At 66.1% G+C, this 11909-nt stretch carries 11 protein-coding genes; 5 read left to right on the forward strand and 6 right to left on the reverse strand.

Annotated elements, in window-relative coordinates; translation table 11 throughout:
• Positions 1–26 precede the first annotated feature (26 nt).
• Complete coding sequence (locus DFR29_RS27500) at positions 27–479, reverse strand: hypothetical protein (RefSeq protein WP_133821851.1); 453 nt, start codon at positions 477–479, stop codon at positions 27–29.
• A gap of 130 nt (positions 480–609) precedes the next feature.
• Between DFR29_RS27500 and DFR29_RS27505 the strand changes: the two genes are divergently transcribed.
• Both DFR29_RS27505 and DFR29_RS27510 read left to right on the forward strand, forming a co-directional pair.
• Positions 610–1692 carry a PQQ-dependent sugar dehydrogenase gene (locus tag DFR29_RS27505; RefSeq protein ID WP_133821852.1) on the forward strand — a complete coding sequence of 361 codons (1083 nt, stop codon included), beginning with the start codon at positions 610–612 and terminating at the stop codon, positions 1690–1692.
• Between the two features lie 66 nt (positions 1693–1758).
• Positions 1759–2103 (forward strand): RidA family protein, encoded by a 345-nt coding sequence (locus tag DFR29_RS27510; protein WP_133821853.1) that lies wholly within the window; start codon positions 1759–1761, stop codon positions 2101–2103.
• 180 nt (positions 2104–2283) lie between these two features.
• Here the strand turns inward: DFR29_RS27510 and DFR29_RS27515 are convergent, their stop codons facing one another.
• The 3 genes from DFR29_RS27515 to DFR29_RS27525 all read right to left on the reverse strand — a co-directional run bounded on the left by DFR29_RS27515 (position 2284) and on the right by DFR29_RS27525 (position 6955).
• Positions 2284–2478: a hypothetical protein gene (locus DFR29_RS27515; RefSeq protein ID WP_133821854.1), complete on the reverse strand. Its 195-nt coding sequence runs from the start codon at positions 2476–2478 to the stop codon at positions 2284–2286.
• Between the two features lie 89 nt (positions 2479–2567).
• Positions 2568–4826, reverse strand: coding sequence for a hypothetical protein (locus tag DFR29_RS27520; protein ID WP_133821855.1), 2259 nt, complete (start codon positions 4824–4826; stop codon positions 2568–2570).
• Positions 4827–5086: 260 nt separating this feature from the next.
• Entirely contained in the window at positions 5087–6955 is a 1869-nt protein-coding gene (locus DFR29_RS27525) for an aspartyl protease family protein (protein ID WP_133821856.1), read from the reverse strand.
• Between the two features lie 98 nt (positions 6956–7053).
• Here DFR29_RS27525 and DFR29_RS27530 point away from each other — a divergent pair, with 98 nt between their 5' ends.
• Entirely contained in the window at positions 7054–7680 is a 627-nt protein-coding gene (locus DFR29_RS27530; RefSeq protein ID WP_133821857.1) for a helix-turn-helix domain-containing protein, read from the forward strand.
• 132 nt (positions 7681–7812) lie between these two features.
• On the opposite strand, the gene DFR29_RS27535 is transcribed toward DFR29_RS27530, so the two are convergent.
• Entirely contained in the window at positions 7813–8247 is a 435-nt protein-coding gene (locus DFR29_RS27535; protein ID WP_166654390.1) for a GNAT family N-acetyltransferase, read from the reverse strand.
• A gap of 141 nt (positions 8248–8388) precedes the next feature.
• Between DFR29_RS27535 and DFR29_RS27540 the strand changes: the two genes are divergently transcribed.
• Complete coding sequence (locus DFR29_RS27540) at positions 8389–9390, forward strand: TraB/GumN family protein (protein WP_133821859.1); 1002 nt, start codon at positions 8389–8391, stop codon at positions 9388–9390.
• Between the two features lie 161 nt (positions 9391–9551).
• Here DFR29_RS27540 and DFR29_RS27545 read toward each other — a convergent pair whose 3' ends face one another.
• Positions 9552–10343, reverse strand: coding sequence for an acyl-CoA thioesterase (locus tag DFR29_RS27545; RefSeq protein ID WP_133821860.1), 792 nt, complete (start codon positions 10341–10343; stop codon positions 9552–9554).
• A 194-nt stretch (positions 10344–10537) separates the two neighbouring features.
• Here DFR29_RS27545 and DFR29_RS27550 point away from each other — a divergent pair, with 194 nt between their 5' ends.
• On the forward strand, positions 10538–11890 hold the full coding sequence (locus DFR29_RS27550; RefSeq protein ID WP_133821861.1) for a hypothetical protein: 1353 nt from the start codon (positions 10538–10540) through the stop codon (positions 11888–11890).
• The last annotated feature ends 19 nt before the right edge of the window (positions 11891–11909 follow it).

The raw sequence follows: 11909 nt of genomic DNA on the forward strand, positions 1-11909 counted from the left end.
CCGTAAAACTGCACAAACGCTGCCAATCACTCAGCCCGCGTTCGCACGGCATAGTACCAGCCGGCCAGCGCGCCGCCGGCCATCAGGCTGGCCAGGCCCAGCGGTGTACGTGCGGCAAACACCAGCACCACCAGACCAGCCAGCAGGTTGGCGCTGTACAGCGCGGCCCACACGGCGGCCGCACCGGCCAGTGTATACAACGCCGTGCGGTGCGATTCGTAGCCCTGCGCCAGCCAGTCGGCCAGGGCGAACGCGGGCACCAGGCCGACCAGGCAAATCACCGCATACAGCGGCGTAAACGCGTACAGGTCGTGCCAGGTGGATTGCAGCCGTACCGGCAAGGGAACATCGATACCCAGCCGCATCAGGTCGGCCAGGTTGAACTGGGTCTGCGCCAGCGAGCCCCAGATCGCGCAAATGCACAAGGCCAGCAGGAACGCAGCACTGCGTCTGCGCCAGTTGCGATCAGCCTTGGCCATGCCTGGGTCTCGTGTTGCGGCGTCGCCGCAGCGTAGAACATTCGAGCGGCGTTTGCGTCCGGCGCGCGAGCGTTGTCGCAACCCGCCCTCTGCTATGGTCATGCTTCCATCGCCGGCCGGAGCTGCCTTCATGCGAATTGCCGTCCTGTTCCTGCTTGCCTGCGGCAGTGCTGCGGCAGCCGACTATCGCATCAGTACGGTGGCGACAGGACTGGATCACCCCTGGTCGCTGGCCAGCCTGCCTGACGGGCGGCTGCTGGTGACCGAACGCAGCGGCAGATTGCGCGTGATCGAAAACGGCCAGCTCAGGCCGCAGGCGATTGCCGGCGTGCCGGCCGTGCTCGCCGACGGACAGGGCGGTTTGTTCGAGGTATTGCCCGACGCGCATTTCGCCGACAACCAACTGCTGTACCTGTCGTTCGCCGCGGGCAGCAGGCAGGCCAATTCCACCAATGTGGTGCGCGCCCGGCTGGCCGGCGAAAAACTGGTCGAGGTCAAGACCATCTTCGTGGCCAAGCCGCTGAAGAAAGGCACGGCCCACTACGGCGCACGCATGCTGCAGCTCGACGACGGCAGCCTGCTGGTCGGCCTCGGCGACGGTTTTGCGTTTCGCGAAGAGGCGCAGAACCTGCGCAGCCACCTGGGCAAGATCGTGCGCATCGACGGCGACGGCAGCGTGCCCAGGGACAATCCCTTCGTCGGCCGCGCCGACGTGCTGCCCGAGATCTACAGCTACGGCCATCGCAATGTGCAGGGCCTCGCTTTCGATGCGCAAAACCATATCGTCTACGCCCACGAACACGGCCCGCGCGGCGGCGACGAGATCAACCGCATCGAGGCCGGGCGCAACTACGGCTGGCCGTTGATCACCTACGGCCTGGACTATACCGGCGCGGTGATTTCGCCGTTTACGCAAAAGCCCGGACTGGAACAGCCGCTGCTGCAGTGGACGCCGTCGATCGCACCGGCCGGCATGGTGCTGTACCGCGGCGATGCGTTTCCGCAGTGGCGCGGCAGTCTTGTCGTCAGCGCGCTGGCGGCGCAGCAGGCGCGGCGCGTACCCATCACCGACGGCAAGGCCGGTACGCAGGAAATCCTGTTTGCCGAACTGAAGAAGCGCCTGCGCGACGTACGCGTCGCCGCCGACGGTGGCCTGTACCTGCTCACCGACTACAGTGCGGGCGAGGTGCTCAAGGTCGATCCGCCGCGTTAGCGCTTATGCGCTTGCATGAAACCGCCGGCCCTGCACAACTGCTGCTTTCGCCCCGAGGAATTTGCCATGATCCAGCGCTTCGACACCGGCCCGCGCATGTCCGAAATGGTCGTGCACAACGGTACCGTCTATCTCGCCGGCCAGATCGCCGACGACGCCACTGCGGACATCGGCGGCCAGACGCAGCAGGTACTCGACGCGATCGACGCCCTGCTCGCCCGCGCCGGCAGCGACAAATCGAAGATCCTGCGCGCGCAGATCTTCCTGGTCGACCTGGCCGATTTCGCCGCGATGAACGCCGTGTGGGAACACTGGGTAGTACCCGGCCATACACCGGCCCGCGCCACCGTACAGGCTGCGCTGGCCAATCCGCAGTGGAAAATCGAAATCGTGGTCACTGCAGCGGTGTAGTGTTTGCGCAGGGTGCAACGAGCGGTCGCGAATCGCGTCGCCGCACGACGGGCTGTATCTGCGCCGCGGCGGCTTGCGGCGCCATTCGCGGTGCTCATCGCGCCCTACGTTGCAGGCTGTCGCCGAACCGTTCTGTGCCGACAGCCGCATGGCCCGCGCAGCCGGTCTGGCCGCACCGGCTCAGCAAGGTACTTCTTCCCAGCTGCAACGCTGCTGTCCGCCGACAGTACGGCATATCCAGCGCACGCACTTGCCCTGTCCGCCGCTGGCGGGCAGGGTCAGCGTCACCGGCTGCACCACGCCGTTGCGCTTGAGCACGCGATGCATGCTCGCCAGCAGTTTCGCCTGGTCTACCTTGTTCATCGTCTTTGCCATGGCTACACCTCGTCGATACGACAGCAGTGGGGATTACCTGTCTCTGACCCGCCATTCCCGAACCGGCATGGGCCGTTCCATCGCACCGATCAGCGCACGCTGATCGCCACGCTGACCATTTCGCCCGTGTTGGTACGCAATACCAGGTAGGGATTGCCGGCGCTCTTGGTCAGCGCTTCGGAAGCAACCAGATTGAGCTTGCTGTTGCTTTCCAGCTGGAATACCAGTTCCTTTCCGCCAAATTCCACTTTGGTAATTCGGTCGAGATTTTTTCCCGACAGTGCAACGACACCGAGATAGTTGACGGCGAGCGGCGCGGTCTTGGCGTCGTCGATGCTGACCTTGCTGTCGGCCGGCGAGGACAGGGACGGCATGTCGACGGTAAGCCCCGATACACCCGGGCCGCTGACGATGACCGTGCGCACATCGGCCAACGCGGTTGCCGGCACGTCGAACAGAAGGAGAGCGCCATTGGCGATGAAATCGGTCGCCGCATAGCCCGTGCCGACACGCATTTTCCAGCCGGCTTTGCTGCTCGCTCCGCTGCCTCCCAGGGCAAGCCGCACCGTGGCGCCGCCCGCAAGCACGGCAAAACTGGCGCTCTGGCGCCGATAGGACAGGCGGCTGTCGCTCCACTGTGCCGGCATGAACGGAATGCGCACGCCGATGCTTACGTCACCGTCCAGCCATTCGCCGGGAACCAGCGCCTCGACCTGCAGGCAGCTCGTCGGCTTTATCGACGCGCGCCCGTCAGCAGCGAAGACACGCACGCTGCAACCCACAACATTCAGATCGTAGGACTGATCGAGGACATGCTCGCCCACCGTCAACAGCAGGCGCGATCCTTTCGGTGCCGCCAGCAAGGGACTGCCATCGCGGTTGCCCAGGACTACGCGCAAAGGCACCGACTGCAGATACCGGTCCAGCGGAAAACCCAGTTCCTGAATACCGATGCCGCTGCCCGACGCCGCCATCATCGCCTTTTGCGACAAGGCCTCGCCGCCATCGTAGCGGCCACTGACATAGGCCTGGCCGAAGGCCAGATCCTTCAGTTCGCCGCGGATCTCCATGGCGATTTCCGACTTGATCTGCAGACCGCTGGCAGCATCGGCGTATACCCGATTGCCGAGCATCACCTGCGTGCCGGGAAAGAAATTCTTGCCGCGAATCGAGGCGACGTAGCGGTTTGCGCCGAGGCTGGTCCAGATGACGTTGTCGACCTGCGGTTCCAGCAGGTCGGACACATTGCCCGGCCGCGGTATGTGCAGAGTGCCGCTGCCCAGCGGAGCGGTTGCCACTTCCTTGTCGACGTAGGTGGCGGTGGTAAAGCGCTTCGCGTCGTATCGGCGCCAGTAGCTACGCGCCGAAATTGCCAGCGCCTCGGCGCCACAGCTGTCGCTGGCCGCATTGGTCACGGAAACCACGGCAAGCATCTGGCGCATGCCGGGCGCAATCGAACGCCGCCCCAGCACCGGCTTGAACGCCCAGCCGAAGCGGAGTTCGTCTTTCTTGTTCGACGGAAACTGCAAGGCCATCGTGTCGATGTCGCGATACACGTACAGGTTCTGGCTTTCGCTGGAATGCGCCAGCCCCAGGGTCAGCACGCTCATCACGGCGGAGCCGCCAAACGCGTTCGCTTTCTTGCTGAGGGCCATCGCGTTGTAGGTCTTCTCCAGCGGCATCATCGACACGAGCGAGACATGCGGATTCTCTACCTGGCAGGGTTTTCCGTTGTCCGAGAGCGGATTCAGCGCGATTTCCACATAGGCCGCACGATCGTGCATGCCGCCGGGTGGATCGATGGAAACCGGTACGGCGAGCACGGCCTGGCTGCGCGCGACACCGCCGTCGATGCGATCGCTGACAGCCCGCTCCAGCACCATGCGCAAGTTGTAGATCTGGTAGGCCAGATTGACCTGGTTGGCCAGTGTGTCTTCGGCGCCGAGGCCTACGCCGGGGGTAAAGGCCGGCAGAGCAGGCGCAGCGGCCGCCGAGTCCGGCCGCTCGGGCGGCGCTGGTTTGAGCTCGGTCGTCGTTGTCGTGCGTTCGGTAACTGCCAGCTGGCCTTCCTGCGCGGCCTCGGTCGTGTTTACTGCCGGCTGGATCGGCGATGTCAGCTGCAGCGTCGTACTGGTCGATTTGCTCGACGCACTCTGGATCCGGTCCAGGCCCGCGACGACGTTGCCTGCATTGATCGCATTGATCGAGGCCAGGCGGCTTTCCAGCTCGGCCAGCATGATGCTCAGCGAACGGTCGTCGTAGACCTTGGCCTCGCCGACGCGGATGCCGTTGTCTTCCGGCGCCTCGTTGTCTTTCTTGTTTTTCCGCGCCTCTTTGTCGTTCTGCACCCCGCTGTCTTTCGAAGCGGTGTCCGTTTTACCGGCCGACCCGGTGGTCTCGACAGCGGCAGGCACAGCACGCGCAGTCGCGTCAGCATCAGCGGCAGCGGCAGCGGCAGCGGCAGGCAAACCCAGCCCGCCGGCCAGCAAAACCACTAGAAATACCGCGAAGATTTTCATGAGACGCCCCCTGCACCGACACGCTCATCGCGCGATACCGATACAAGTTGCGTCGCGGTGCGGAATCTCCCAGGCAGGCCGCCACGGCGTCAGTGCTTGGCCCGCTCGGCGTGCGCGGGTATCAGGTCGCGCAGTGTCATGGCCGATTCGCGGGTCTTGCCATCGCGCTGGTAGACAACCGGGACGGGGGTTTGCAGCGCAGCGTCGGACAGCAGATCGCGCCACTGGCTCAGCGAGCGCGCCGCCACAGGCTCGCCGCCGATACGCAGGATGCGGTCGTCGCGCTGCAGGCCGGCCTGCGCCGCGGGGCTGCCGGCCAGCACGTCATAGACCTTGAGCACATCGGCATCGCGCAGCAGGGCCAGGCCGCTGCGGTCGCTGCGGAACGGCTTCGCGTAGTTGGCGTTCGGCGCGAGGTAGACGGTCTTGTTGGCGTAGTCGAAGGCAACCGTAAAGCGGCCAAGCACGCGGCCGCCGATATTCGCGTCGACGTCGGCATTGGCGAAAGCGCCCTTGTCGCCGGTGTACAGGCTGGCCGCGACGTCGGGCAGCACGAAGCCGCCGATGGCGAGCTGGCCCAGGCGCACCGGCCAGGCACGCATCGGTCCGCCCACGCCCCAGCCCGACAATGCTTCGTACCTGGCGTTGTAGCGCTGCTTCAGGCCATGCCGGGCGACGAACGGCGAATGCAGGTCGATGGCCGAACCGGAACCGGTGTCGATGCTGATACGTGCCGGCACACCGTCGATCTCGCCCTGGATGATGGGGATGCGCTCGGCCAGGGTGAACGGCACGGCGCGGGCATTGGCCGGCTTGACGAATTTCTCCGGCGTGCTGAGCACCAGCTGCTGCGCCGCGTAGTCGATGGTGACGCCGAAGCGCTGGAACAGTTCGTAGCCGATGACGCCGTCGAAATCTTCGCCTTCCATCGCCGCGACCTGGCCGAAGTCGATCACGTAGAACAGCGGCTGCTCGAACAGCACGCCGCCCAGGCGCAGCGACGTGGCCTTGGCCAGCTTCACCTCGGCACTTTTCTCGCCGGCACCGCGCGCGACAAGCTCGCCCTCGGCCTGCAATCCCAGTTTCTGCAGCGCCGCCGGCAGCAGGATATTCACACCGCCGGTATCGACCAGCATCTGCAGCGGCTTGCCGTCGACCTCCACCTTGATATGGATATGGTCGCGCACGAGACGGAACGGAATGCGCGTGACACCGGTTGCATCGACGATATGCGCACCACCTTCGTGCCGCGGCACGGCAAAATCCGCGTCCGCCAGCGCTGCACCGGCACTGAAACTGGCATAGGCAATTTCAACGCGGTTGGCCGCCTCGTCGCCGCGGTCGACCACGACGCGAAACGGCAGGCGCAGGCCGGCCACTTCGCGCCAGTCCGACAGCCGCGTCACTACGGGTTCGCGCGTGTCCAGGCCGGTGACGGTACGCTCCAGCAGCTGGCTGTCGCGGCCGAACCACAGCTCTACCGGTTCGCCGCCGGCCGGCGTGGCGCGGATCACCTGGTAATGCCGGCCCGCCTCTTCGCGCGCCTGCGCCGGCTGCCACTGCGCCGCACCGCGCTGGGCGAACCAGTAGCCGCGCTGGCTCAGCCAGGCCGCTGTACGCGCTTCTCGCAAGGCTTCTGCCGCGTCCTGCACGCCCACTTCGCCGCCCGGATTGAGCGTCCATGAAACTTTTCCATCGTATCCATTCGCGCCCTGGTAGAGCCCCAGCTTGTAGCGCGCCACACTGCGGCCTGTGGCGAGGTCTTCCCGTGTTTCCACGCTGCCGTCGAGGCCGGCAGCCTTCATCTGGCCCTGGCCAGTCAGGGAAAACACCGTATCCCAGGCAGCCCCTCCGCTGGCAGTCTTGGCTTGTGCCAGCAGCGTGGCAGTATCGTCCGCTGCCAGGGACGCAGAACCCGACAACAGCAGGAGCAGCAGCAACAGCAGGCGCAGCAACATGAGCGTTCTCCGGTGACGCCGGCGCGGCCTGCAGCAGCCACGCCGTACGATTCGTTGTTGAATTTTTGAGTAAAATTTCAATACAGGCAACCCAACCGATGGCACAGTCACGCAAATCCGACGGCGGCTCGCGCAAACCCTCCAACCGCCCGGTGGAAAAGCCGCGCGAAATCGCCCTGCTTGCCGCACCGGCGCGGCAAGAGCTGATCGATACCCTGGAAGCACTCGGCGGGGAAGCCTCGGTGGCAACGCTCGCGGCGCAGCTTGGGCGTCCCGCCGACGGCCTGTACTACCACCTGCGCCTGCTGCTGCGCGGCGGCCTGCTCGACGAACTGCCGGACGAAGGCGACGGCCGCCGCTATCGCACCAAGGCCGAACAGGGCGCGCGCCTGCAGCTGCGCTACCGCGGCGGCCGCAACGCCGGCGCCGCGGCAATGGAAAAGGTCGGCGCCAGCATGCTGCGCATTGCCTCGCGCGACTTCGCCTCGGCCCTGCGCGAAGGCGGTGTCGTCACCGACGGTGCCGAACGCGAAATCTGCGCCTCGCGCACCAAAGGCTGGGTGGACAGCAAAGACCTGGCCGAGATCAACCGCCTGCTCGGGCGCGCTTTGCAACTTCTGCACAAACCACGCAGCGTAGCGCGGGACAAGCTGATCGCCGTGACGGTGGTCATGGCGCCGTTGCCAGTGAAGCCGAGCCGGCGCGGACAGGACGACGATCAGTAAAGCGGGGCACGAGTGGCTTGCACTCGCCTGCCTCGACACCCCCAAGCCTTGCGCTGCGGGAATCTGGCCAGGGCCTGACTCAGGCAGCCTGCGCCAGCGGGGCGGAGCCGGCGCCTGCCGGGGTTGGCACGCCTACAGCACGCGCGCGTAGCGGCGCCCGGTCAATTCGTAGCCCAAGGTTTCGTAGAACGCATGGGCACCGGCGCGGTGCACGGCGGTACTGACCACCAGGCGTTGCGCGCCGCAATCGCGCGCCCATTCCTCGGCCGCCTGCACCAGCCGCTTGCCGGCGCCGCTGCCGCGCGCCTGAGCCGATACCACCAGCAGGGTCAGTTGCACCGAAGGCTGGTCGCGATTGAGGCTGGCGTGGGAGTGCACCGTGGCCAGGCCGCAGACATTGCCGGCGCGCGAGGCCACGTAAGTCACCGCACAGGCCGTGCGCTGCAGCCCGACCAGGCGGGCGGCGGCCTGTTCGACACTGGCCGGGTAGCCCAGCTCGCCCAGCAGCACGGCCACGGCCGCGGCGTCGTCGATACGGGCAATGCGGATTTCGGTAGCCGGATTCATTCGCGCCGCTCCAGAAGGGCCGCCATGATGCCGCAGCCGATGCCGGCCCCGGTATGCCGCCGGACGAACGCGGTTCATACGGACACGACTAGGCTGCGTCGCCTCGTAGCACCCATTCCTTTCCCCAGCCCCGGTAGCCTTATGCGCCTGTCCCTGCTTGCCTGTCTGCTGACCGCCCTGCTCGTCCGCCCGGCACTGGCCGCCCCCCCGCCCGCCCCGGACAGCAGCACCGCGCTGCTGGAAACCGTCGTCGTCAGCGGCGAACAGCCCGGCCCCGGTTTGTGGAAAGTTTCCAAAGGCGAGCATGTTCTTTGGATACTCGGCACCTTGACACCCCTGCCGAAGAAGGTCAGCTGGGTTTCGCGCGAGGTGGAAGGCGTGGTTGCCCAGGCGCAGCAAGTGCTGCTGCCGCCGCAGGCGACGGTCAAGGTCGACGGAGGCATGTTCACCGGACTGTTCCTGCTGCCCAGCCTGCTCAAGGCGCGCAACAACCCGGACAAGCAGACCCTGGCCGACGTGCTGCCGGCCGAGCTGTACGCACGCTGGCAGCCGCTAAAGAAAAAATACCTGGGCAGCAGCAATGCCGTGGAAAAACGCCGGCCGATTTTCGCCGCGCACGATCTGTACGAGAAGGCGATCGAACGCGCCGGCCTGCGCCGCAACGGCAAGGTGGCCGAGGTGGTGGAAAAGCTGGCGAAGAAGCACGAGGTCGAACGGGTACAGCCGCTGATCGCGATCAAGCTGGCCGAACCCAAGGATGCCCTGCGCGCTTTCGCCAAATCCAACCTCGACGACATCGACTGCCTGCGCAAGACCGTAGACCGCCTGGAAAGCGATCTGCCGGCAATGCAGGCCCGCGCCAATGCCTGGGCCGTCGGCGACATCGAGGCACTGCGCGCGCTGCCCTACGTCGACCAGCAACAGGCCTGCCAGGAAGCCCTGCTGCGCAACAGCACGGTACAGGAACGCGGCATGGGCGACCTGCGCGAACGCGTCGCGGCCGAGTGGCTGAAGGCAGCGGAAGCGGCCCTGCAGAAGAACGCGGTGACCCTGGCGGTACTGCCGATAGGGCAGATTCTGGATGACGACGGCTATGTCGCTACCTTGCGCAGTCGCGGGTATGCGGTGGAAGCGCCGTTGTGAGTGCGGCGTCAGTGCGCGTTTGACGCCTGGCGCTGTCTCCTCCTCACTTGCACGAGGAGGAAGACGACGCACGGAGCCACCGACGCTGCCGCCTCCGGACACCAACGGGCCGGAGACGACCAGGGCCACGCCGCACTTTCATGGCCGCGCTCGTCCAACGTCTACGCAAACACCACCATCGTCTGCCGGCTCAAGGCCACCACGCGTCCGTCCGGCGCGCTGATCGTGGTGGACTGGCTGGTATAGCCGTCGCGCGCGGCGACCATTTCCGCGTCGACTTGCCAGCCGGTCAGTGGCTGGTCGGCGTAGCTGTCCACCAGCAGCTCCAGCATCCAGGTCAGCGAACTGCCCGGCGATACGCCGTCCATCCACGACAACGCCACGGGCGGCACGAAATCGGCCAGGGCCAGCAGGTGCGATTCGCTCATGCCACCGTCGTCGCGCAGGCCGACCTTGAAAACGTTGCGCGTGACCGGCGTGTTGGTGAACGGCAGGGCGCCAGCGCTCAGCTCTACCTTGAAATGCTGCATGAAGTTCGGCGTGACCCCGGGCATGAACGGCAGTGGCGTGGGCGGCGGCCCGGGAATCGCGGCCACCGACTCGACGCTGCGTTGTACGCGCGACTCGCGTGCACTGCCGAACACGCCGATGACCAGGGCCAGCAATCCGCCGTCCTCGTCTTCCAGCCGCGCCTGCACATGCACGGCACTCTTGCCGCTGCGCAGCAGCTGCGCCGCGGCGCGCACGGTGCCGCCGGGAATCGGTGCAATGAAGGTCATCTGCAAAGTGCGCAAGGGCAGCTCGGCCGCGACGCAGCTGCGCATCGCCGCCAGCGCAATCGCCGCCTGCAGGCCGCCGAAAACGCTACGCCCCTGCAGCCAGTCATCACCGACCTGCAGCGACAGACGCCCTTCGTCGCGCACGGCACTGCGCATCAGTTCGGACAATTTCATACAACCCTCTCCAGATTGGGTAGACGCCAAGCTTAGGCGATGGGCGCGCACACGAACGGTGCAGGATTCGCCAGGCACCGGCCGTCCGGCGGAATCGGCCGCCAGCGCCGTTCGCTTCGCGCTTCGTCGGCGGTTTCACAGATCGGCACGGCGTTCGCCCGCAGCCTGCGGTCCGCCGAATCCGGAGACAGTCCATGCACCGCCTGCCGTTGCTGCTATTGCTGCTGTTGTTGTCTTGCCCCGGCAGCGTCCTGGGCGCCACCTACCTGGTCGGGCCGACGCGGCCGAACACCAGCCTGAACCAGCTGTTCGCGGCGGTCGATCTGAACGGCGGCGACCTGGTGCTGGTCGACGGCAATGTCACCTATGCCGGCGGGGTCATCGTGCCGGCTGCCGACGGCGGCAGCGCCGGCAATCCGGTCACCCTTCGCGGCGTGCGCGTCAACGGCAACCGGCCGCGCCTCAATGGCGGCAGCAATACGCTGGAATTCCGCCAATCCAATTACCTCGTGTTCGAAGGCTTCGAAGTCAGCGGCGGCAGCGCACGCTGCATCCTGCAGGGCGCGCACGAGGTGACCGTGCGCGACAGCGTCATTCACGACTGCGCCGGCCACGGCATTCTCGGCACGGACCAGTTTTCCGGCTCGTTCACGCTGGAATACTCCGAGGTCTATGCAGCCGGCGCAGGCACTTCGCAACATGCCCTGTACATGCAGAGCGACGAAATCGCCTGGCCCGGCTCGGTCTTCCGCATGCGCTACAACTACATCCACGACGGCACCGGCGGCAACCTGCTCAAGTGCCGCCATGAACGTGCCGAGATCCACTACAACTGGTTCCAGGGCGCCGCCTACCATGAGCTGGAACTGATCGGCCCAGACGAAGAAACCCAGCAGGACGGCTGGAGCCGCGATCTGGTGCGCGAAGACCAGGACGTGGTCGGCAACGTGATCGTGCATACCAACCCGGCCTTCGGCGCCGTGGTGCGCATCGGCGGCGACGGCAGCGGCGTCAGCAAGGGCCGCGCGCGCTTCGTCAACAACACCTTCCTGCTCAGCTCGGGCCAGGACACCACGGTGTTCCGCATTTTCCAGGAAATGCAATCGGTAGAAATGCACAACAACGTCATCGACGTGACCGGCAGCGGCGTCGCGCGCATCATCCGCGCGGTCGACGGCGAACTGGTCTGGACCGACGGGCGGCAGATCCGCGGCAGCAACAACTGGATCGAAAGCGGTTCCACCTTCGTCCCCGCCGTTGGCGAGTGGAGCGGCACCGTGAGCGGCAGCAATCCCGGCTTTGCCAACGCCGCGGCATTCGACCTGCGGCCGCTACTGGCCAGTCCGCTGCGCAACAGCGGCAACAACGCGCCGGCGAGCAATCCCGCGTTCGTCTTTCCCGGCCCGCTGTATCTGCCGCTGTTCCAGCCGCAGCGCGCAGCGACCGCGATCGGTGCCGCACAGTCGCGCGCGGCCGATGGGCTGATCGATGTCGGCGCATTCGAATACCTGGGCGATGCGCTATTTGCGAACGGGTTCCAGAATTGATGTCTCGGCGGCGCCGAGG

The organism is Tahibacter aquaticus (genome assembly GCF_004363655.1).
GTDB lineage: Bacteria > Pseudomonadota > Gammaproteobacteria > Xanthomonadales > Rhodanobacteraceae > Tahibacter > Tahibacter aquaticus.

Excerpts from the sequence above, each read along its gene's own strand:
- DFR29_RS27500 (WP_133821851.1), bottom strand. The coding sequence starts at position 479 with ATGGCCAAGGCTGATCGCAACTGGCGCAGACGCAGTGCTGCGTTCCTG.
- DFR29_RS27505 (WP_133821852.1), top strand. The coding sequence starts at position 610 with ATGCGAATTGCCGTCCTGTTCCTGCTTGCCTGCGGCAGTGCTGCGGCA.
- DFR29_RS27510 (WP_133821853.1), top strand. The coding sequence starts at position 1,759 with ATGATCCAGCGCTTCGACACCGGCCCGCGCATGTCCGAAATGGTCGTG.
- DFR29_RS27515 (WP_133821854.1), bottom strand. The coding sequence starts at position 2,478 with ATGGCAAAGACGATGAACAAGGTAGACCAGGCGAAACTGCTGGCGAGC.
- DFR29_RS27525 (WP_133821856.1), bottom strand. The coding sequence starts at position 6,955 with ATGTTGCTGCGCCTGCTGTTGCTGCTGCTCCTGCTGTTGTCGGGTTCT.
- DFR29_RS27530 (WP_133821857.1), top strand. The coding sequence starts at position 7,054 with ATGGCACAGTCACGCAAATCCGACGGCGGCTCGCGCAAACCCTCCAAC.
- DFR29_RS27535 (WP_166654390.1), bottom strand. The coding sequence starts at position 8,247 with ATGAATCCGGCTACCGAAATCCGCATTGCCCGTATCGACGACGCCGCG.
- DFR29_RS27540 (WP_133821859.1), top strand. The coding sequence starts at position 8,389 with ATGCGCCTGTCCCTGCTTGCCTGTCTGCTGACCGCCCTGCTCGTCCGC.
- DFR29_RS27545 (WP_133821860.1), bottom strand. The coding sequence starts at position 10,343 with ATGAAATTGTCCGAACTGATGCGCAGTGCCGTGCGCGACGAAGGGCGT.
- DFR29_RS27550 (WP_133821861.1), top strand. The coding sequence starts at position 10,538 with ATGCACCGCCTGCCGTTGCTGCTATTGCTGCTGTTGTTGTCTTGCCCC.